This window comes from Mycoplasma sp. 613B (genome assembly GCF_054343485.1).
Window position 1 is genome coordinate 20,082 of record NZ_JBTGVH010000001.1, and the last position, 24,518, is coordinate 44,599.

The 24,518-nt window shown below is 24.3% G+C and carries 15 protein-coding genes; 9 read left to right on the top strand and 6 right to left on the bottom strand.

Annotation, left to right across the window (positions count from 1 at the left end; translation table 4 throughout):
• Positions 1-29 precede the first annotated feature (29 nt).
• The 4 genes from ACXX87_RS00135 to ACXX87_RS00150 form a co-directional block, all read right to left on the bottom strand.
• Positions 30-1,682: a hypothetical protein gene (locus ACXX87_RS00135; protein ID WP_458557227.1), complete on the bottom strand. Its 1,653-nt coding sequence runs from the start codon at positions 1,680-1,682 to the stop codon at positions 30-32.
• Between the two features lie 174 nt (positions 1,683-1,856).
• Positions 1,857-3,212, bottom strand: coding sequence for a hypothetical protein (locus ACXX87_RS00140; protein WP_458573033.1), 1,356 nt, complete (start codon positions 3,210-3,212; stop codon positions 1,857-1,859).
• 85 nt (positions 3,213-3,297) lie between these two features.
• A complete protein-coding gene (gpmI, locus tag ACXX87_RS00145) occupies positions 3,298-4,812 on the bottom strand; it encodes a 2,3-bisphosphoglycerate-independent phosphoglycerate mutase (protein ID WP_436358512.1) in 1,515 nt (504 codons plus the stop codon).
• Between the two features lie 109 nt (positions 4,813-4,921).
• Complete coding sequence (locus ACXX87_RS00150) at positions 4,922-5,581, bottom strand: phosphotransferase (RefSeq protein WP_436358513.1); 660 nt, start codon at positions 5,579-5,581, stop codon at positions 4,922-4,924.
• A gap of 22 nt (positions 5,582-5,603) precedes the next feature.
• On the opposite strand from ACXX87_RS00150, the gene ACXX87_RS00155 reads away from it, so the two are divergent.
• Positions 5,604-6,350: a phosphotransferase gene (locus tag ACXX87_RS00155; RefSeq protein ID WP_458573034.1), complete on the top strand. Its 747-nt coding sequence runs from the start codon at positions 5,604-5,606 to the stop codon at positions 6,348-6,350.
• Positions 6,351-6,362: 12 nt separating this feature from the next.
• On the opposite strand, the gene rsmG is transcribed toward ACXX87_RS00155, so the two are convergent.
• Both rsmG and ACXX87_RS00165 read right to left on the bottom strand, forming a co-directional pair.
• Positions 6,363-7,049, bottom strand: coding sequence for a 16S rRNA (guanine(527)-N(7))-methyltransferase RsmG (gene rsmG, locus ACXX87_RS00160; protein ID WP_458573035.1), 687 nt, complete (start codon positions 7,047-7,049; stop codon positions 6,363-6,365).
• Complete coding sequence (locus ACXX87_RS00165) at positions 7,036-8,004, bottom strand: ribose-phosphate pyrophosphokinase (RefSeq protein WP_436358517.1); 969 nt, start codon at positions 8,002-8,004, stop codon at positions 7,036-7,038. Before ACXX87_RS00165 ends, rsmG begins: the two co-directional genes overlap by 14 nt.
• A gap of 82 nt (positions 8,005-8,086) precedes the next feature.
• Between ACXX87_RS00165 and ACXX87_RS00170 the strand changes: the two genes are divergently transcribed.
• The 8 genes from ACXX87_RS00170 to ACXX87_RS00205 all read left to right on the top strand — a co-directional run bounded on the left by ACXX87_RS00170 (position 8,087) and on the right by ACXX87_RS00205 (position 24,303).
• Positions 8,087-9,373: a TatD family hydrolase gene (locus tag ACXX87_RS00170; RefSeq protein WP_458573036.1), complete on the top strand. Its 1,287-nt coding sequence runs from the start codon at positions 8,087-8,089 to the stop codon at positions 9,371-9,373.
• 4 nt (positions 9,374-9,377) lie between these two features.
• Complete coding sequence (rsmA, locus tag ACXX87_RS00175) at positions 9,378-10,157, top strand: 16S rRNA (adenine(1518)-N(6)/adenine(1519)-N(6))-dimethyltransferase RsmA (protein ID WP_458573037.1); 780 nt, start codon at positions 9,378-9,380, stop codon at positions 10,155-10,157.
• Entirely contained in the window at positions 10,158-10,904 is a 747-nt protein-coding gene (locus ACXX87_RS00180) for a type III pantothenate kinase (RefSeq protein ID WP_458573038.1), read from the top strand.
• Positions 10,904-12,505, top strand: a complete 1,602-nt coding sequence (locus ACXX87_RS00185; RefSeq protein WP_458573039.1) for an ATP-binding cassette domain-containing protein — start codon at positions 10,904-10,906, stop codon at positions 12,503-12,505. The genes ACXX87_RS00180 and ACXX87_RS00185 overlap by 1 nt, the downstream gene beginning before the upstream one ends.
• On the top strand, positions 12,480-14,096 hold the full coding sequence (locus ACXX87_RS00190) for an ATP-binding cassette domain-containing protein (RefSeq protein WP_458573040.1): 1,617 nt from the start codon (positions 12,480-12,482) through the stop codon (positions 14,094-14,096). Before ACXX87_RS00185 ends, ACXX87_RS00190 begins: the two co-directional genes overlap by 26 nt.
• Positions 14,097-14,103: 7 nt before the next feature.
• Positions 14,104-14,799, top strand: a complete 696-nt coding sequence (locus tag ACXX87_RS00195) for a pseudouridine synthase (protein ID WP_458559322.1) — start codon at positions 14,104-14,106, stop codon at positions 14,797-14,799.
• A 207-nt stretch (positions 14,800-15,006) separates the two neighbouring features.
• Positions 15,007-19,218, top strand: coding sequence for a hypothetical protein (locus ACXX87_RS00200; RefSeq protein ID WP_458573041.1), 4,212 nt, complete (start codon positions 15,007-15,009; stop codon positions 19,216-19,218).
• Between the two features lie 9 nt (positions 19,219-19,227).
• The gene (locus ACXX87_RS00205) at positions 19,228-24,303 is read left to right on the top strand and encodes a hypothetical protein (RefSeq protein ID WP_458573042.1); all 5,076 of its coding nucleotides are present in this window, start codon (positions 19,228-19,230) and stop codon (positions 24,301-24,303) included.
• Positions 24,304-24,518: the final 215 nt, after the last annotated feature.

Sequence of the window (24,518 nt, forward strand, 5' to 3'; positions counted from 1 at the left end):
ATAAATTTGATACGTTTTAATTTTTATTATTAAACTGCCAAGAAGAAAATTAATAATGATACTAATAAAAGTAATAGTAATATTCAGAAAATAAATCATAGAACATAGTTTGTTCTAGTTCAGATACTTTCTTTAGTTTGTTGTACGTTTTGAGTACCTGTATTAATATCTAAACTAGAAATTTCAACAACTTCAACATCAATTGCTTCTTTTGTAGATTTTTTAACTAAAACATATTCTTCATCTACATTTATTTTTTCATTAGTGTGGTAAACTAAAACCTTACCTGAAACAACTAAAGATTCAGAATTTTCATTTATTATTAGTTGTGGATTTTCTTTATTAGATACAACAGATGAAGTTTTTGGAGAAGAAATAATTGTTTGTTCTTCTTTTTCAATAGTTGAATATTTATTTAATTCAGCATTTCATTTAGCGATTTCTTGTTCTATATTATAACATTCTTGACATCCTTCTTTTGATTCCAAGTTTGTTACATGGTGAATATCTGATTTTTTGAATAAGATTTCGCATCCTGAACATTTTTCTTCTAATTCTACTTGATTTGCTTTTGCACAAGCTTCACAATCTGAAGAAATTTCTACTTTATTTTTTTCTTCTAAAGTTACAAAATCTTTTGATTTTTCTTCATTTTCAGCTAAAACTTGAGTTGAAGGTGATACGTTTGATTTAACAAATGAATCACAAATATTACATCCATTTATTAAATTTTGATTTTCAATTTCAAGTAATCTTAAACATTCATCACAATCTATATGTGACAATTCAACTTCTTTGTTTGTAGATGAAATAATTTCTTTATTATCATTTGCACTATAGTCACATTCTGAACAAGTTTGTTCATTTTCTTGTAGTTGACAACCTTTGCATTCTTCTTTTTCAATTTCTACATTATTTTCACATACTTCACATGAATTAGAGTTTGGTAAATCAGATGATATTTCTACAGCAGAAACAACTTTAGATGTATTTTCCTCTAAATCACATTCTTTACATTCATAACAGTCAGAACCAACTTCTGCTTCTAATTTGCATTCTAAACATTCTTCTTCAACAACAATATTTTCTTTTGTTTCTAAAATTGGAGTTTTTTCTTCTTCCAATTCGCAATTACATTTATTGTCATCTTCTTCTTCAAATTCAGAGCATTCTTTACATTCTGAACAATCTAAAGTTTCATCTTTTAATTCAACCACTTTGTTTGAATCTTCGATAGAAGAGGCAATTGCACACATTTCGCAATTACAATTTCCTTCTGCAACATTTGAAGAAGAATGAGAAACAACTTTCACTTCTTCTTTTTTAACTTCTTCAACTTTATTTCAAGTCTCTACACTTGCATCTAGTTTTTTGCACTCTTCACAATCATCAGAAACGTTTCATTCAACTTCTACTTCTTTTTTCTTAGGTTCAAAATGAACAATTTCAACTTCAACTTCTGAATCTTCTTCTTCACCAATTCTTGTTTTTATTGAACTAACAAAAATTCCGTTTTCTCTTAGTCACATTGTTGCATTTAATTTTAATGATTTGAAATAATTAATAGTTTCTTCTAAACTGTTAAAAACTAAATGATCTGGTTGTTTAGCTGCTTTAAATTGAAATTCAACTGTTTTTGTATTATGGTTTTCTACTTTAGAACAATAAAATTTTCTAATCATATTTCCTCTTTTTTAAAATTTTGTTTTCTATATTACTTTTAAAATTTTTATTTTGAATAAAAACTTTTAAATTTATTTTTATTTTTTAATATATAAAAATTTTACATTATTTTTTGAAAAAAGAAAGAAAATAAACACATTTTATAAAGAAAAAAACACAAAAAATGGTCTTTCTTAGTAATTGAGAACAAATTTACTGTTCTCTTTTATTTTTTCTTTTGGTTTTTTAACTCTTATTCTATATTTTCCAGAATAAGGAATTTTCAGTGAAATTTTCTCAACATTAGCTTTTTTGCTTGTTGAACTACCTATTTCTATTCAACCACCATCGTAAAAATCTAAAAATAAATCTAAGTCATTTTTAGAATAAAAAGTTTTTTTGTACTCTTTTCTTAAATATTCACTAGTTATATCACCAAATACAGGATTAGGTTGTCAGCTTGCTGCCACTTGACTCATTTTAAGTTCTAAATATTTTTGATATTTTTCTTTATCTCGCACTCCTTCTTGATCATATCAAAAAATAGTTAAATTTAAGTCTTGTTCCTTTAAAAAAGAGAATTCCTGTAAATATGCTATTTCATTTTCTTTTGATGTGTTCTCAATTTTAATAAGTTTAGACTTTTGATAGTTTTTAATGGACTTTTCAAAATCAAAAACTCCACTACCTATTTTAAGTCAAAAATTATTAAAATATTTTTCATTAAAATTTAAATTATTTTTAGCAGAAGAAAGCAAAGAATTAATTGCTAAAAGAGTTTTTTCTTTTAAATTTTTTCTTGTATCTTCAATAATCATTCTTGAAAATGTAGCTATTATTATTGCTGTTGCTAAATAAGCATCTTCCATACTACCTTCTTCAGTATTTGAAATTCAAGCAGTTGTTGCTACAATGCTTGCAGAAATTTTGCCATTTTTTGTTTTTTTATTTTCATACTGATTTTCTTTTTTTAAAGAATTAAAATCAACAATATTTCCTTTTAAACGAGTTCCTATATTTCCTACCAAAATAGAATTAAAACTATCTAAAAAAATATTATTTTCTTTATAAATTGCAGGAAAAAAATTACCTATATAATTAATATCTGAAAATTTTTCAAGAAATTTTAAAGCTTCTTCATTTTTTTCATCATTTTTATCAACCTGATCATAAAAATGAAAAATTCCTTTATTTTTTTCTGTATTAATCTTATTAAGAATGGTTTTATAATCATCTTCATTATTAAAATAATAAATATTGACTTTTGTTTTAGGGCTAATTTCACTTATAACTTGAATTAAAAATTTGTTTTTTTGACTAAATTTTTCTTTTTCTTGATTCTTTATTAAAAATGCTATATTTTGTGAATCTAAGTCAAAGTCTTTTTTAAAAGTTTCAATATAATTAATGTTACTGAATAACTTTTCTTTGTTTAATATAGAAATTTTATCTTTATTTTCATATTTTTGCACACCTGCTGAAAAACTGAAAAAAGGTAATAAAAAACAAATAAGTAAAAACATAATAATTCTAACAATTCTTTTTTTCATTCTATTTAATATTTCTTTTTTTGTGAAAAAATTTTAAAAAAATAAAAAAATAGGAAATTTTCTTTATTTTTCCTATTAATTTAAATTATTTTTTTATAATCAGTGATTCTTCAGTCATATATTTGGATTTTTGTATACCCATATAATCTAAAACTGTTGGTGCGATATTTGCTAATTTTCCATCTTTTAATTTTAAAGTTTTATCTGTTGTAATTAACATTACAGGTTGAGAAGTATGTTTTGTTGCTGGTTTACCATTTTCATCTTCTGTAATTTCGGCATTTCCATGATCTGCTGTTATAAATTGAATTGCATTGTTTTCTTCAACTCATTTTTTAATTCTTCCAAGTTGCTCATCTAAAATTTCGACTGCTTTTATTGCTGATTTTAAATTCCCTGTATGTCCAACCATATCTGGGTTAGCAAAATTCATAATCACAAGGTCAAATTCTTTTGCTCTTTCTAATAATTTATCAGTAATTTCTTTTGCAGACATTTGTGGAGCATCAGCATAAGATTCAACTTTTAAAGAAGGAACCATTATTCTTTCACTGTTTTTGTATTCTACATCATTACCACCATCCATAAAGAATGTTACATGAGCATATTTTTGAGTTTCTGCAAGTCTTAATTGTTTTAAACCTGCTTGTTCTATAACTTTTCCAATTGGTTCTTTTACTTCAGTTTCTTCAAATGCAATATTTGTTTCAATTCCTTCGTATTTCATCATTGAAACAAAATTATGTACATGAACTTGTTTTTCTGGCATAAAATCATAAAGATTAGTTCTTAAAATCAAATGACTTAATTGTCTTGCTCTATCTGGTCTAAAGTTAAAGAATATTACAGAGTTTTTATTTCTTAAAAAGTCATTTTTTTCAACTTCATAATTTACTGCTGGAACTAAAAATTCATCATAAATTCCTTTTTCATATTGTTGTTTTACATAATCAGTTACATCAGTAAATTTTTCATTAGAAAACCCTAAAATTGCATCATAAGCTTTCTCAACTCTTTCAAAAACTTTATCTCTATCCATTGCATAAAATCTTCCGGAAATAGAAGCTATTTTATAATCTGGATATTTAGAAAGTATTGCATTTAATTTTTCAAGTGATGTTAATATGGATTGTGGAGCAACGTCTCTTCCATCTCCAAATAAGTGAATAGAAACTTTTTTAACTCCATTTTCATGAGCTGCTTCCACTAATTCAAATAAATGATTTTCTAATGAATGCACTCCCCCTGGAGATAAAAGACCCATAATTTGTAAGGCTGTATTTGTTTTTTTTGAATTTTCAAAAGCACTTAAAAATTTTGGATTTTTCTTAAATTCTCCATCTTCTAAAGCTTTATTTATAAGGGATAATCCTGTATAAACAACAAAACCAGCCCCTATATTTAAATGTCCTACTTCACTATTACCCATTTGTCCTTTTGGCAATCCTACAAAATCTTCAGATGCTTGAATTATAGAATGAGGATAATTTTTAAAATATTCATCAAATGTAGGTGTTTTTGCTAATGCAAACGCATTTCCTTGTTTTTCTTCTCTTAAACCTAATCCATCAATAACTGTTAAAATAACTGGTTTTTTCATTTTTTCTCCTTATTTTTTAATTAAATTTTACCATTTTTATATTTTTTTAAATTCTTTTAAGTTTTATTTTATTTTACCACTGTTTGCAAGAGTAATTTGAGTTTAAAATTTAATACATTTTTTCGTTTCACTCATTATTAAACTTTTTAACCAAATATATTCATTTGTCTAAATTATTTTTTTTGATTTTAAAATATTTAATAATTAATTTTTTACTTATATTAACGTATAAATATAAAGAAGCTAAATCAAACATTAAATAATTTAGTCTAGTTCATTCAAAATCAATAAAATAAATATCGTTTTTTTTGTCTATTATAATATTTTTCTTCCTTAAATCTCCGTGAGAAAGTGTCATTTTTTCATTTTTGTATCCATTTAATAATTTAGTAATTTTCTTATCATTATGATTTCAAGTTTCCCAATTAAAAACTTCTATATCTTTTGCTTTTAAAGACGAAAAATAATACAAATGTTCTAGAATTTTTCTTTGTTTTTTCTTTGTTAAAAAAATTTTTTCTAAATTTTCTCCTGAAATTCAAAATTTTATATAGTTACCTTCTTTGTAATAAACAAAATTATTTTTTTGTGTTTGTAAAAAGAAATTTTCTTCATTTTTTGAATTAACAATATTGTTTTTTTTAACTCTTATTTGTACTTTTTTATTTTCAAAATATCCAATATAAGTTTTATTATGATTTCCTTCATAAAAAAAAGAAATTTTTTTTAATTTTTTATTAATTTCTAATGGAAACTCTTTTAATTTCATATAAAAATTATATAATTAAAAAATGAAAATAAAGATAAATAATGGGTATACAAATATTTCATATAAAGAAAATGACACTTTTCTTCAAGAAAAAAAATATAACGAATTTAATCACAAAATAAATTATGAAAACTTAAGTGTTTTTGATTTTGTTCCTAAACTTTTAGAAAATTCAGATTCTTTATTAAAATATGAGTGAATTGATGGAAAAAATATAGAAATTACAAATGAAAATTTAATAAACATTGCTAATTTAATCAAAAAAATACATACTTCCAAAGTAGAAATGCCTAATTCAAATCATGCGGCAAGAATTAAAAAATATAGAGAAATATTAAAAAATAAAAACATTAATATTCCAATAATTAACGAATATTATAAAAAGATTAATTTAATTTTGAGAAATATGAAAAAAGATACTCCTCTTCATAATGATTTGTGAGCAAATAATATTATAATTGACCCAAATAATAAAATTTGAATCATAGATTGAGAATATGCTTCAAAAGGTGATAAACATTTTGATTTAGCTTATTTTATTGAATCATCAAGATTAAGTGATGAACAGGAAACTATTTTTTTAAATGCCTATGATTCTTATGACTACGAATTTGTTTTACAACACAGAATTTTAGTTCTTTATTTAATTATTTTATGAGTAAATGCTCAAGAAATAAAACCTTTTGATGACAAAGAATTTATAGACAAAATTAAAGTTGTATCAAAAACTTTAGAAGAAAGACAAAGAGAATGAAAAAGAACAAAATAACAAATTGTTCTTTTATTTTTCTTTTAAAATTTTATCTCACTTTCTTGGAAAACCAATTGGAGTAGAGTGTAGTTTGTAAAAATTAATAGTAAAATTTTGTTTGTCTTCAAAAATTTTTAATTCATTTACATTAATTTCTTCATTAAATTTTTGAGTTAAATTCACAGAACTTTGAACTTCTTCTTGTGCTTTAGGACCTTTTAAAAAACTAAAAAATGAACCTTTTTTACCTAAATGATGAGTTATTTCAAATATTTTTTTAAAGTCCATAACTGCTCTTGCACAAACAAAATCAAAAACTTCTTTTTCTTTAGATTCTTCTGCTCTTAATGGAAAAATTTCCATATTTAAATTTAATTCTTCTTTTACTATATTCAAAAAATTTACTCTCTTTTTTAAAGGTTCATAAATAGTTAATTTAATATTAGGTTTAGTTATTAAAAATGGAACTGAAGGAAATCCTGCACCTGCACCAACATCAAGAAAATGATTTTGTTCTGCAGTTATTTTATTGGCAAAACTTTCTTCCATAAAAAGAAGCGATTCATAAATTCCTTCTTTTCAAAGAACATCTCCGCTAAATCCTGTTAAATTCATAACCTTGTTTTTCTCTTCTATTAAATTTACATATTGTTCTAATATTTTAAAATTGTCTTCATTATTTACAAAAATACGGGTTTTTTCTTTATAGAAGTTCATTTTTGAAACCTTTATAAATATCTGAAACAGATGATTTATTAATTGTTGCTATAATAACTTCTGATATAAAATCACAAAGTGAAACTATTTCTATTTTTGAAAATTTACTTAATTTTGGTTTTTCAATAGAATCAGTTATTATAACTTTATCTACAAACGGACTTTCTTCAAACATTTCAAATCCACGGGAAAAAATTCCATGAGTAGCTACTATTGTAACACTTTTTGCTCCGTGTTCTTTTACTGTTTGAGCTGCTTTTAAAATGGTTCCACCTGTATCAATAATATCATCAACTATAATTGCATGCTCTTCATCGACAGTTCCAATTATACCAAGAACTTCTGTTTGATTTGTTCCTACTCTTCTTTTATCGATAATAGCGATTTTAACTGAATTTGATAGCAATTCAGATAAAATTCTTGCTCTAACAGCTCCACCATGATCTGGTGAAACAACTGTAAAAGAGTGTTTTTTCTGTTTAATTCTTTTTGCAAGAACATATTGCCCTCTTAAATCATCTAAAGGTATATTGAAAAAACCTTGAATTGATGGATTATGTAAGTCGACAGTGATTATTTTTGTAGCACCAGCAGTTTCTAATAAATTTGCAACTAATTTTGCAGCAATTGGTTGTCTTCCTTTTGCTTTTCTATCTTGTCTTGCATAACCATAATATGATAAAATTACAGTTATTTCTTTTGCACTTGCTCTTTTTAATGAATCAATAAAAATTAAAAGTTCCATAATATTGTCATTTACTGGTGTATGGGTACTTGCAACTATGAAAACATTTGAATTTCTTACAGTTTCAGCTGAATTAAGCATAACTTCTCCATCAGCAAAAACCTCTTTTTTAATTGGTGTTAATGGTAAATTTACCTTTTGTGAAATTTTTTTAGCTAGATTTAAGGAATTTTCCATTCCAAATAGAACATTTCGTTCGTTTATTAGCATTTTTTCTCCTTTGTTGTAAAATTGAATTATTATTTAAATTATAAACTTAAAAGAAAGAAAAAAAAGAATTAAAGGAATAAAAATGGCTAATTTTAGATTTAGTGAATTAAAAATCAAACATAAAGAACTTTTTTTAAATACAAATTTTGAAAATAATCCAATAAATTTTTCAAAAATTGAAATTTCAGAAGAAAATTTTCCTAAAATTGTAAATTTTTTGAAAGAACTAACTAAAAAAGAAGCAGATAGCGAAATTTTAAAAGGTAAATTTTTATTTTTAATAGATGAAGATGGTGAATTTGATGAAATAGCAGCCTGATTTAATATAAGAAAAAGTAATTATTCAAATAATGAAATCATTAATAATTTTGGTAATATCGGTTATTGAGTTAATCCAAAATTAAGACAAAAAGGAATAGGTACTTTGTGTTTAGAAAAAGCACTTAAATTGATAAATAATGAATATAATCTAGATACTTGTTTTATAACAGCAAATAAAACTAACTTATTTTCTCAAAAAATAATTGAAAAATTTAATCCTTTTTTTAAAAAAGAAATTAAAAGAGAAAAAGAGTCTGCTTTCTTTTATGAAATAAGTACTAATATTATGGAAAATAATTTAATTGACTTACATGCTCATCCATTTAAAGAATATTATCAAAATCCTTCAGAGGAAATTGAAGAAAATTTTAAAAATGGAATTTCTAAAATGTTTTTCGTTTCAACGAATTGAAACGAAAATACAGAAATTATGCAGGAATTTAGAAAACATAAAAATGTTTTTCCAGTTCTTGGAATACATCCTAATACTGTTTCTATCAATGATGATTATGAAAATTTAGATAAATTAATAACAAAAGACATTGTGGCAATAGGTGAAGTTGGTTTGGATTTTTATTATGAAGATAATCCACCTAAAGATATTCAAATTAATTCTTTAATTAAACAAATTGAGATAGCAAAAAAACACGATTTACCTGTAATTTTACATATTAGGGATGCTTTTGAAGATATATATGAAATTATTAAAAAATATAAAAATGTTCTCTTTGTTTTTCACACTTATTCTGGTAATAGATTATGAACTGAAAAATTTCTTAAATTTAAAAATGTTTACTTTTCTTTTTCAGGCATTATAACTTTTAAAAAAAATATTGAATCCAGAAAAGTGATAGAAATGATTCCTTTAGAAAAAATTTTTACAGAAACAGATGCTCCTTATTTAACTCCAGAACCTTTTCGTTCTGAAACTAATCATTCTCACTATGTAAAATATACACTCGAAACAATAAGTTTAATAAAAGGAATTTCAAAAGAAAAAATGAAACAAATTATTTTAAATAATGTTAAAAGAGTCTTTGGGGTATAAAATAATGAATAAAGAAATTAGAGCTAAAAAACAATTGGGACAAAATTTTTTAATTGACAAAAATATTATCAATAAAATTATAGAAATAGCAAATGTAGAAAATAAAGAAATCATAGAAATAGGACCAGGACAAGGTGCTTTAACTGAAATCCTTGTTTTAAAAGCAAAACATTTAACTGCTTTTGAAATTGATAACGATATGATAGAAATTTTAAAAAACAAAATAACAAACAAAAATTTTAATTTAATTCATAATGATTTTTTAAAAGAAGAAATTTCTTTTGATTCAAAAAAAGAAGTTGTTGCAAATTTACCTTACTATATTACAAGCAAAATTTTATTTAAAATATTTGAAAATATAAATAGTTTTTCAAAATTAACAATAATGGTTCAAGATGAAGTTGCACAAAGAATGGTTTCAATAAATAATAAAAGTGAATATGGAAAATTGTCAGTTAGTTGTCAGTTTATAGCAGATGTTACAAAAGAATTTATTGTGCCTCCTACTTGTTTTTTTCCAAAACCAAAAGTAAATTCCGCTATTATAACATTAAAAATTAAAGAAAATTTAGATCAAAATTATGTTAATGAATTTTTAGAATTTGTAAAACTTTGTTTTTCTATGAAAAGAAAAACTCTTTACAATAATTTAAAAAATAAATTCTCAAGTCAAGACATTTTAAATATTTTTAAAGAAAATAATATTATTGAAAACACAAGACCACAAGAATTAAATTGACAAACTTTTGAAAACCTTTTCAAAAGTTTTTACAGAAAGGGATAAATGCTTTATTTAGATTTAGGAAATTCGCTTTTAAAAATTGGATTTTTAAACACAAACAAAGAGTTAGAAATAGAAAAAATTCCAGTTGATAAAATGGATGAAAATATTTTAAATTCCAAATTGAAAGAAATCAAAAATAAAGGTTTTTTCTTTATAAATGCTTATTTTTCTTCAGTTAAACCTGAAAAAAATATAATAATAGAAAATGTTTTAAAAGAAAATAATATTAAAATTCACCAAATAAAAAACGAAGTCTTTAAGTTAACTGATTTAATTATTAGTAATCAAATTAATCTTTCTGAAATTGGAACAGATATTTTATTAAATGCTTTTTATGCTGCAAAACAATTTAAATCAGCAATAATTGTGTCTCTTGGGACAGCAACTGTTATTTCAAAAATATATAAAAAAGAAATCGAAGGGGTTGTAATTTTTCCAGGAATAGAAAAGGGACTAAATTCTCTTTTTAATTCAACTTCACAAATAAATAAAATCAATTTAAATAATAAAATTGATAAAGAGATTGGAACCAACACAGTTGATGCTTTATCGATAGGTATAATAAACGGAAATTATTTTGCAATAAAAGGATTGATTAAACAAATGAATAAAGAAAATCTTCCAGTATTTTTTACAGGAGGAAATATAAAATATCTAAAAAATAAAATCAAAGAAAAACAAAATATAATTGAAGAAATGGTTATTAAATCCTTAAAACTACTAGCAGAAAGTTGTATAATTGAATAATGTTTAAATATTTGAATAAAGAAAAAATGCTTACTTTTTTTATTGCAATTATCGAAATGCTCATAGCTACAAAAATAACTTTTTCTTTATACATTCCTGGATTGATTAATCAATACATTCAAGAAAACAACAATAAAGAATTTTATTTTTGAATTACAATAGAAGGGTGTTTATTGTTTTTTGCAACAATTCTAGCATTTGTACGATTATTTTTAAAAAATAAAATTTTTAATAAAATTCAGTTTCATCTTAGAGAAGATATTTTAAGATCAACTGTTAATGAAAATCCAATGAATTTTGAAATAAAAACAAAAGGTAAATTTATTTCACAAATTCAGGATCAAATTCCAATAATTATTGAAAGGTTGTATTCTGCTTTTTTTAACTTATTTTTCAATATCGGAAGTATTATTTGTGCCATTATTTTAGCATTAATTTCAAGTTGAAAACTAAGTATATTTATCCTTCTTTTTTCTTTTATTACAACAGTTATTCCTTTAATTATTTCTTCATTTAATTCAAAAAAATGAAAATTATTAATGAAAACTTTTGAAGAAGGGAATGTAAAACTATCTGCTTTTTTATCTACTTATAAAATGTTTTATTTTCTAGATGTTAGACACATTTTTCAAGAACAATTAAATAATTTAAACACAAAATTTAGAATGAAATTATTGAAAATATTTTCTATATTATTTTTGGTTGATGTTGTAACTTGATATGTAATAACAATAACTGATATTGCTTTATTAATAGTAACAGCTTATTTTATCCTTTTTGAAAACGAAATGGTTGCAAACATTATAATAATTCCTGCACTTAGCTTTAAAATTAGTTTATCATTTAGAATCTCTTCGTGATTCTTTGTCCATTATAAAAGTTTAAAAGAAAAATTAGAAGAATTCAAAAGTACACCAAAAAATGAAAAATTATTTTTCAAAGGAGATAATCCTAAATTTGAAGAATTAATAATAGAAAATTTAAGTTATTCATATAATGAAAAAAATGTAATTTTTAAAGATTTTAACTTAAAAATCGAAAAAGGAAAAAAGTATTTAATCAAAGGACCATCTGGTTCAGGAAAGTCTACTTTTTTAAATATAATTACTAAACAAATTAACGAATATAAAGGAAAAATCCTTTTAAATGGTTATGATTTAAAAGAAATTTCTCAATCTGAAGTTAATAACTTCTTTACTTATTTAGACTCAAAAGAATTTGTTTTCTTTGATACTGTTTATAATAATTTAACACTTTGAGAACAAGGTATGAATAACGAAGCACAAGAGGCGTTGGAAAAAGTTAACTTAACAGAAATTTCTTTAGATTATGAAATCAATTTAAATAATAGTTTATCCACAGGACAAAAGCAAAGGATTAATTTTGCAAGAACTTTTTTAAGAAACAAAAATCTTTTAATTTTAGATGAAGCACTTGCTAACATAGATAAAGAAAATATTGAATTAATTGAAAATTTCTTATTTCAAAATAAAGAATTAACAATTTTAAATATCAGTCACCATGCTGAAAATTATGAAATGTATGATTATATTATAGATGTGGAGAAAATTAAAGATGAAATGATCGCTAAGAGCATCTAAAAAATATACAATTTTGTATATTATTGCTGAAATTATTAATGTTGTTTCAACACTTCTTTTTGGAATTTTAATGTCTTATGCTTCTTCTTTAATTTATGATGCAATTGTTCCTACAAATGATAAATATGCTTTTTTTAAAAGTTTTTTAATTGTTATTATATTTATTTTAGCAACTGATTTTTTTACTAAATTTTCCATTTGATGAAGAGTGCGACTTGAAGTTTATTTTAGAATGAAATTAATTAATAAATTAATAGAAAACGTGTTTAATAAATTTATAAATTCAACTGCTAAAAACAACTATGAATTTGATAGTGCTAAAATTTTTAGTATTATTTTCAATGATAGCAATCTTGTTTTTGATCAAGTTATTTTAACAATGGTTAGAACAATCGGTTCCACAATTGGACTAATAGCTAGTTTAATTTCAGCAGGATTGATTAGTTTTTATTTAATTCCCATTATTTTAATTATTGTGTTTTTTTCAGTTCTGCTTTCTTTATTTTTCAATAAAAAACAAACAAAAAAACAAAAAGATTATTCCAATGCAAGAACTGAATTTTTACAAGTTATTGATAATTATTTAAATGGATTTAAAATTCTATTTTATAACAACAAAACTCATTTAATTTATCAAAACTCAAGAGAAAAAAATTGACAACTTTATAAAGCATCTTTAAAAGTTAACAACGCTCAAGCTTTAAATGAAATGATTCCTGAAAGAATTTTAAGAATACTACAATTTGTTTCAATAATCACTATGGCTATTTTATTATTTTTAAAAGTTCCACATATTACTATTTTTACTCTTACTTTTATTAATTTTCTATTTCCTAAACTAATTACCACTGTTCCTTCATATATTTCAGGAATCAAAAAAATAAAAACATCTAAAAAAATAATAGAAAAAATTGAATTTAATATTGAAAAAGATTTAGGAAATACTTTAGAAAAAGAAATAGAGAAAATTGAACTAAAAAATATTAATTTTAGTTACAAAAATGGAAAAAATTTAATTTTCAATAACTTTAATTTTAGTTTTGAACAAGGAAAAAAATACTTCATCAAAGGCGCTTCAGGAACAGGAAAATCTACATTATTAAAACTAATTCTTGGTATTGAGCAAGATTATGAAGGGCAAATCTTAGTTAACAAAGCAGATTTAAAAACTATTTCAGATAGTTCCTATAAAAATAAAATAACTTATTTAAATAGTGAAAATATCATTTTTGATGAAGAGATTTACAAAAATGTTTCTTTATGAGAACAAAACAATGATGAAAAAGTAATAGAAGCACTTAAAAAAGCTAATTTATGAAATGAAGTTCAGCAAAAAATTGAACACAAAGAGTCTACCATTGCTTTATCTGAAGGACAAAAACAAAGATTATCACTTGCTAGAGTATTTTATTTAAATAGAAAATTCCTAGTTTTTGATGAAGTTTTTTCAAATTTAGATAAAAAAAATATTGAAATAATTTTAGATAGATTAATTGAAGATAAAGAAATAACCCTTATTTTAGTTAATCACAATTTAGATCTTAAGCATTATGATAAATTTGAAAAAATAATAGATTTAAACAATTTATAAGGTTACAATGAAAAGAATAGAAAAAATAATTTCGGATAATTGCAATCTCTCTAGAACAGAAATTAAAAAGTTAATTTTAAAAGGTCAAATTCTTGTAAATAATTCTAAAATTAAAGTAGGTCAATTATTTCAAGAAAGCGATTTACAAATCACAATTAATGGGAATTATCTTTATTTAAGAGAAAAATTTATTTATATTTTATTAAATAAACCTGCCGGATATGTTTGTGCAAATAAAGATAATTTACATAAAACAGTTTTCAATTTACTTCCTGAATCTATTACTAATATAAAAAATCTACATACAATCGGAAGATTAGATTTAGATACAGAAGGACTACTGATAATTACAAATGACGGCGAAAGCACTCATAATCTTTTAGCACCTAAAAAACACATAATTAAAAAATATTATGTAGAGTTAGATAAAGAAATCAATTTTGATTTTTTAAAAGAAAAATTTGCACAAGGTTTTTACATTTCCCAAACCGAAAAAGTTAAACCTTCCTTTTTAGAATTAATAGAAAAAAATAAATGTTTTTTAAGCATTAGTGAGGGGAAATTTCATCAAGTAAAAAGAATGTTTCTTTCTTTTGATTATAAAGTTGCATATTTAAAAAGAGTTAAATTTAACAATTTAAATCTTCCTGATGATTTGGAGTTAGGTCAATATAAAATTATTAAAAAAGAAGATTTATTTTAATTATGATATATATATATATATACTCTTTGTTATTCTAAAACAATAACAAATTTTAAATATTATTATTTCTTTTATAAAAAATTCTATATTTTAAAAAATATTAAAAAAAGATATTTTAATCAAAATTTACGCATAATTTCTTTTGAAATCCCTATTTGTAAGACAATTTATAAGTATTTTTATATAATTAAAATATAAGGATTAATTATGCAAAAAAAGAAATTTAAAAAATATATAATTCCTACTTTTTTAGGTATATCTCCTATTTTAGCAGTTGCTTGTAATGAAAAAGTAGAAGTAGAAAAATTTGATAATAATGATAAAGAAATAGAAATTAAAAAAATAGATAATAAAACTACAGAAAATTCAGCTAATATTAAAGTTTTTTTAGAAAAACCCGTTTTTCAAAATGGTAATTTTTCTTTAACTTATGATAATCAAAATGTTAATGGAAACTTATCAAGCGATAAAAAATCTATAACATTTTTCATAAATAATTTATCATCAAATAAAATATATACTTTTGACATTAAATATAATGGAAAATCACTAAAAACTAAACAACAAGAAAGTCAATTCTTGTTTAAAACTAAAAAACAAGAAAAGCAAGAAAATCCTAACCCCGGTATAACTAAACCACCTACAAAACCTAATCCGGATAAAAATCCAAAACTTCCAGAAAATCCAACTTCCCCTACAAAACCAAAAGATAAAGATAATGAACCTGTTCAAGAGAAAAAAGATAATTTTACAATATCAAGTATTTCTTGAAAAGATGTCAATACAAATAATGTTACTTTAACTTTAAACTTTTCTAACTACTCACTTTCTGATTCAAACAAAAATAATCTTTTAGTTACTATTTCAGATGGACAAAATCATACTCAAAATCTTTTAATAACTGAATCACCTACAATTTTTACAACTTTTAATTCTCTTCTAGCAAATACAACTTATACTTTAACTTCTGTGTTGTTAAATGGAAAGACTTTATCTTTACCAAGTGATAACTTAAGCATTACAACAGCAATGGAACAAAAAGAAATAGAACCTGAAACACCACCAAAAAAAGAGAAAAAAACCTATCATTTACAAAATACCACAATTTCTAATATTCAAACTAATAAAGCACAAATTACCATTTCTTTAGATACTTCATTAGATTCATCAGATACTGCAACTTTATCCATTCAAGACACAAGTGGGCAACGTTTAGATTTTAGTAGTCCAAAATCAAATAATACAAATTTAACTTTTGATTTATATAATCTTAAAGCAAATACAACATATTATCTTACTAATCTACAAATAGGAACTCAAAATATTTCTTTAAATAATAAGTCTTTTATAACAAATAATAACGATGTAGAATTTAATAAAATAGACTACTCTCTTTTAGATCCGTTTACAAAATACGATGAGCAAGTAAGCAAATTTAATGCAAAAGATAATTTACATATTAAAGACATTTCTTTAATTGATAATAAAACTTTATGATTTTCTTTTGATCATTTACCTACTTTAAAAAATAACGATTTTACCTTTACATTTAACGGACATACTTATACAACCAAATATAATGGAACTTCCCAAAATATTTTAGTTAATGTAAATAATGCTAATTCAAATAATAGCATTTCTAATATAACTTATGGCATAAATTCCGTAGAATTTAGTAAAAATATTGTAAATATGAGCAAAACCGGAACAAGTGCTACATACTCCATTAATTCTTTTAACCTTAGTGACAACAAAGTTAATGTCAATGTAAATTATTTACCTAATTCAGCAAATAATAAATACCTCATTACAATAAAACCTGATGTAAATGCCTATGATGGTGACATAACAGTTGTAGGAACTTATAAAAATGGACATATCGAATCTGAAAATATTATTAAATTTAATCAAGGATATAGTAAATATATTCTTAGTGATGTGGTGGCTCTAAATAATAATTATTCATTTAATGTTCCTGAAGAACTTTCATGACAATCTAATCAAACATTTAATCCTACCATTTCCAAAATACAGTTTGCTGTTGCAGATGCTACAAATAATGCATTTGTAGGGGCAATTAACATCAATGCAACTGATTCAGAAATGGAACAATTTAGAACTAAATATTTAAAACTCACTTTTGTAGATTCAGTACAAAAAAATATTCCAACCGATAGTGAAAGTGACAAAAGAAGTTATGGATATACAGGTGATGGTGGAGATTGATTTGAAAGACAATTTCGTCAAGAAAATACCAAATCAATATTTTTAAATTTTGATGAACTTAAAAAATTCTATTTTACTGGTTTAACTGAAGGAATTACTTGAAAGCTAAATCAAGTACAAATTGTTAATAAATATGATTTATCTTCAGTTATAGACTATGATGACAAAGGACAAGAAGGAAAACTAAAACATCGCAAATTAAGTCTAATTCAACAAAGTGGAATAACTGAATTAAAACCAACTTTAGATGTTTCACAAAATACATACAATGATGCACTTGGAGTTAATTTTATAGCAAATAATTTAAATACAATCAATAGTTATCAATACCAAGAATCACAGTTAACTAACAACATTAATGGAGATGTTCCAGAATCAATACCATTTAATTGACATAACTATACAACTTTAAACAATGCTTATTTAAAAAATACCTTATTTTTAACACATTATAGTGGAGATGTTAATTCATATCTAGCTGGTTCATATTCACAATATAACAATCCTTTACCTGTTGTATTATTTGATAATAATCAAGAATATAACTATGGAGCAATCAAAGAACATGCTCTTGATAAAGAAATGCACGAAAACTCCGATAGAACTCAATTTTATGTAGAAAAAGATCTTAGAAACTTTAAAAATTTAGACACTAGCAAAGAAGCAATTCTTAACTTTAGCTTTGTAGCAAGTCCAAAACAAGTTAACTTTAGACAATTTTCTTTTGGTAGTTTTGATTGAGCAGTTTCTTTTAGTTGAAACAAACTTAATTCAACCAACAACAAAACTCTTTCAGACATAAAAATCAAACTTATAGGTAAAACTGAAGATTTATTAAAAGAAATAGGAAGAAAAATCGATTCAAATAGTAACTATCATTTAACATTAAATGACCAACAACTTGAAGATTTAATGAATAAACATCTTAAAGCCCAAGTTTCAATAAATGGAGATAAATTGAAAATCTCATTAATTGCTCGAGAAGGGCACATTAATAAAGATATGTATATTCACAATCTTTCTTCAAGTTATTCGACTTTTGTTGATAAAACTTGAAATTATCTATCTATTATGTATTTAAAAAATGGTGAAGCTTTTTCATATAAAAATGAGCACACTAAAGCAAAAAATCAATTAAAAATAGATGGATTTGAGTTTGATAAAGACACTAAGTTTAAAAGTGTTGGATACAATGATGCTGATAATCCTGTAAATGTTGAAGTTACAACCTGATATACAAATTCTTCCCCAAGAAATGAAATTCAAGATGATATTATCGCTAGATCATTTGGAACTTTTTATGGAACTGCTTGAATAATAGCAAAAGTTGATCCTGATAATGAAAATGATAATAGATACTATTTTGGAACAAATATTCACGTTCCTGTAAAATCAACTGGATTTATCTCAGCACCAAAACCACACACTTCTAAGGAAGATGTAGGTTTATTTTTAGGAGACTACTGAAATACAAATAATTCTGTTTTTTGAACATCAGAAAACAATGATAATAAAAGTGTAGATGGAAGTTTATCAAATATTAGTGCAAAAAACAGAACAGACTTTAAAATTCATATAATTGATATAAGTGAACTTCTTACATATTACAACGCTCATAAAAATGATCCAAATAAAGAAACTGATCCAAGATTTAAAGTTGCTGAACACGCGGCAAAATGAAAAAATCTAAGACATAATAAAGTATCTAAAATGGGTCGTTACTTACATCCAAACATGTATTACACAATGTATATGTCTTCTTTCCCTGGTTCTACTAGAGAACACACTAAAAAGAATATTCAAGTTCGTCAAAACTTTATTAGTGACATATTATTTTATCCAGGAAACTTAGTTCCTGAAGCAAAAACAGAAAAACTCGGTTTTATGAAAAAATTTATCTATTCAAATGGTGAAACTATTATGCCTAATTCAAGATTTCAATTAGCAGGCGGTTCTTCTGGAACAGGTTTATACGATCATGAAGGAAATTTCTTAGGAATTCATGCTAATGAAGAAAACGGAGAGGCATCTTCATATTTACTATCTTCACAAAGAATTAATTTCTTTGGTGAATTAAATGATTATAATAATAGTTCATTTGCTTACAAGATACAACGACTAAATCGTTTGTATCCTAAAAAATATAAAATGATTGATATTTTCAATCAATTTGAAAATCCAATTAAAAAATAAGGGGTAATGATGAAAAAAATGAAAAAATTACTTATTTCCAGTGCTCTTGTTACTACAACTTTGTCTGCAATAACAATTTCATGTGGAAATACAGAAGTAAAAAAGGAAGAAAACTTTGATGCAAAAGTGAAATCAGTTAATATATACAATAACTCTGCATTTGTTAAAATACAACTGCTTAAAACTTACAAAAATACAGATATTTCCGTATATTTAAGCAAACCATCACAATACGATATACCTAAAATTAGTATTTCTTCTGATATATTAACAATTAGTTTTCATAATCTAAAAGCTAATACTGAATATCAAATTGACAAAATTTTTGCTAAAAACAGTGAATTAAGATTCTCACAATCTGATAAATTAAAATTAAAATTTAAAACACCAAAAAACGAACAAAATCCTAAAACTGATGCAAGCATCTTGTCTGTTTATTCAGATTCCACTACTGCTCAAATTAATTTAAAATTAACTAATAAAAATTTAGATATAACTAAGTTATCTGCAACTCTAAATCCTGCTGCAAATGCTGTAATTACAAGAAAAAACGATGTAATTACTATTAGTTATAACAACCTTACCCCTAATACTGATTATAATTTATCACAACTAAAAATAGGTAATACTATTTTAAAATTATCTAACAGCGATCAAAATAAATTATTTTTTCATACAGAATCCATTAAGCAAGAACTACAAATTGCTCAACTATCACTTTCTGAAGATAATAGCAAATTATATGTAAAACTAGCAAACGCAAATTCATCAATGTTTAAAAACGAAGCAAAAATAAAATTAAAAAATATTGATACACTTATTACCTCAAAATCATACGATGAAAGCACAAATCTATTGACTTTTGACATTTCAAGTATTACAAAACCAAAAGATAATAAATTGGTAATTTCATATTTAGAAATTGCTAAAAATCAATATCATAGTAATTTATCAATTAATTTTAATACCCCTACTAATCAACCTCAACCTGAACCAAAACCAGAAACACCACCAGAAGATACTAAACCAATTGATCAAAATCCACCAACAAATAATAATCCTGAACCAAGCAAACCAAATACAGAAAAACCAAGACCAGAAACAGACCAATTTACCATAAATTCTATCGACGTAACAAATGTTGCAACTACATCAGCATCACTAAGAATTTCATTTACATCCGATAGTAAATTACATAATCCAAATATACACACTTTTGATGCAATGTTATCTGATTCTGCTAGTTTACAAGTTACAAACTATAGTGAAGGAAATAATTTATATTTAAATTTTAGCAACTTAACTTCTAATACTACTTATAAACTTTCATCATTAAAATTAAATAATGTTGCTTTGAACTTACCAGACACTAATCCAAATTTTACAACAACAAATGTTAGTGATGAAACATTTGTTAGTGAAAACTTTAAAAGAGTTTTTAATGAATCACATGTTTTTGGTTCATATAGCAAAGAATTATTAAATGCAAATACATATACAGATACAACTGATGCTACAATTAAAGCAGATAGTTCACTAAGTGACTATTTTTCCTTTATTGATAGCAGCGACTATAATCAAGTTTCAAATGATGTTTTAATTCCACAAAAAACAACTGATATTGTTAAATCTACAATCGCTAATAATAGCATTCAGTTAGAAATTAAAACTGTTAATTTAGCTAACAATACACAACTTACTTTAAAATATAAAAAAGCTTCTAAAGAACAACTTGATGCAGCAACTGAATCAAGTATAAGTGGCACTGTAAATAATAATTTAGTAACTTTTTCAATTAGTGGTTTAGCTACAAATGATTTTGTAAAAATAACAGGATTAAGCAATTATTCTAATCCAATAGAACATTTTAGTGGATTAAATACTGTCTATGAAAATAAAAATTATACAACAGAATCAAGTGATTTTGAGTTTAGCAGTGAAACTAATTTTGAGGCTAAAAGATGACCTAATAATGGTGTTTCTCTTGAATTTTTTGCTACTAAAAAATCAGACGCAGATTCTAGTGTAGAATTTCCACAATACTTTATTAAATATAAACAAAATAATACATTTGGTTATAAAGAATTAAATCGTTCAGCAATAGATGGTTCAAGCAATGTTCGTAAATACAACACATATTTAGCACCAAATGAAGCATTCATTTTTGATAATTATGTAGGATTATCCTTACAAAAAAACTCTGGAAGTGATTCTAAATATTATGATGTAAAATACTTTCCTGGATTTAACAGTTCTTCTGGTCAACTTACTAATAATTACCAAAACCCTATTTTAAATGTTTTATCATCAAAGGTAGAAAACAACAAAGTTGTTGTTAGATATTCTGAGTCTATCCAAGATAGCATAAGTTCAATTAAGTTTTTAGTTAAAAATTTAAATCCATTTGATCCTTATTCTAAGCTTATTAATGCAACAGTTGATAAAACCAATAACAGTGCTTCGTTTGATGTATCAGTTCTACCTAAAAATATCTCTAATTACATTATTACAGCAGCACAATTAGGTGAACAACAAACAGGATTTTCATTTTTAGATAAATATAAATTTAGTACACCGATATCAACTAAAACCTTTAATTTATCTAGTTTTACAACTTATATTGATCAAAATAATAAGAAATTATATGGATCAGTGAAATTTAATTTTGATGCACAAGACTTAAAACTGTTCAAAAATAAATGAATAGTTTTTGAACTAAAACCTGAAATAAAAGAAGGCAATGCCGATGCATATCAATTTGTTTTACCTACAACTTTAAAATTAATTGTTCCTTTTGAAAAACTATGAAAATTCCAAATTTCTGGATATTTTGAAAATACAAAATACACCATTTCTAAAATCTATGCAACCGAAAAACAAAGAATGGATATGTATTATGATAAATTTGAAATTTCCAATAATACGGAAAAATCCTTTAGATATCATTTTAATTATTCATCAAAAGGAAGCAGTCCATATTTATTAACTAATAATTTCGAAGTTAACACCACTACTTCTTATAATGACAATGATTTAATAACTCAAAATAAAAACTTAACTGTTGATGATTTAATTGGATATTGATTAAATAAAGAAACAAAAAGCAAAATTCCTTATTCATTACAAAACCATTTTGCTTTAGTTGAATACGAAAGAATGTGAAAATATCGTACACTTGAAGATGATAGTACTTTAGCTAAAAAGAACTTTATTTTAGTTGATGACTCAGGTAATCAACTTGATTATTACTTTTTTACACCACGTGAAATTCTTGCTAATACTATTTTCAAATTTGGTGAAAAACACCATTCAATTTGAATTGAAAAAGATTTAGATGAATATAAAAACTGAGAAGATTTTAAAAATGAAACATATTTTACTTTTAGATTTGAATTAGAAAATACTAAAATTATTACAACTAAAACTAATCGAAATTCTTCAGTTCCAGTTCCCCGTGGATTGTTATCATTTGTAAATGTTTCAGTTTCTTTTAAAGAACTTTTAGAAAGACACACAATTGAAGATGCAAGTTTTACAATTACCGCAAGAAATGAAGATGCTTTATTTAATCAAACTTTAGTTGCAATAATGAAAGATAGATATTCCTTTAAAATTACTTATGATCAAAATAATAAAAAGTTAAAATTAGAAGTAATTCCAAAAAATTCTGATATTTATTTCACAGATATTTTATCTGAGCATATTTTAGCAAATAAATCAACAGCTTTTGTTGGAAATGTCTTTCTAACTATGAACTATGTTGATAATAAAGTTAATCCAACTAAAAATCCTTCATATCTAGCAAAAGCACTAAAAGATTCGATGTCAATTTCACTCACTGAAACTATCCAATCACGTCAGCAAGCTGAAGAAGGAAAAAGAAACAATTCTTCCTATGATAAATTTCAACAAACATCAAAATTAAAAACTGAAGAAGGAATTGTTAAACGCCTTTATTTAGAAGATAAATTTGATGTATTAAACGATGTAAGAAAAAGAACTTTCGCTTTTGATTACCATGGAAGAGGAACATGAGGTTTATTCAACAAAGTAAAACCAGATGATCCAAACGATCATCGTTACTACATTGTCTCTAACTCCCATAATATCGATTTGCTAGATGATGGTTCTAGTCCTTCATGAGTAAGAGCAGGTCAATCACTAGATGGATTAAACATTGAAAAAAGAACAAGAAGTAATATCCTATCTCCTATTTTCTTAAATAGACCTACTGCTAATACACCTAATAAAGAACCCATTTTAGAAAATCATGGTTTAGGGCACAATATGATTAATAATTTAAGTATTGAAATGGTTTCACACTTTTTTGCAAATGGTAAATCTGATGAAGATTCCTATAAAGATCCTTACTTTCAAGATTTTCGCGATAACTATGGAAATCCACTTAGCAGAGGTGAAAAATATTCAGATATCACTGTTGCAATTATAGACATCTCTTGATTTGAAAATAATTTTGCAAACAAAAATATAGATAGCACTGATTTTACCTTTGAAGGTAAAAAACTCAGTGATGATCAAAAACGAATTATTAAATTCTTTTTAAACTGAAAAACTGCTAAAGAAATTAAAATTTCTAATGAATTATTACATCAAAATGCTTACAACAATTTAAATTGACTTGTTGGTTCTATGCCAGGACAAAATTCTAAAAACCCTGATTCTCCAGTAGGCAAAAACGGACAAACTCGTTTCCGTGAATATTTATTAGGAAACTTCAGATTCCAAGGAAATATTAATAGTCTTGGTTCTTTAAATCATAAAAATGAAACCATTGTATATGGTTGAAATAGTGTTGATTTTGCAGCTGGTTCATCAGGTTCTAATGTTTTTGATAGTCAAGGTAATTTAGCTGGACTTGTAACACAAGATCAAGATGGACAAACTGCAGAACAAGGAACTGCTTCAATTATGTTACTGGATGGACAAAGAATTGGTTACATTGGTAACGGACACAATCCTCAAAATCCTTATTCATTTTATGAAAAAATTCGTTTACTTTCATACTTATTCCCAGAACGATATGGAGCAAAACATTTTTCTGAAAAACCTGCAGATTTATTATAATTTCAAAAACACCACAAAAGTATGTGGTGTTTTTAAATTCAAGGTTTGCAAAGTTGTTTAATATCATCTTTATTAATAGGTTAAATTTTACAAATTTATATCTTTTTTATTATTTTAATATTTACTAATTTAACAAGTAAAGTATAAAGAGAAAAAGACTAAAATGCCTTAAAATAAAGTAAAATCGATAATATAAACTTTCAACTGGGAAAGAA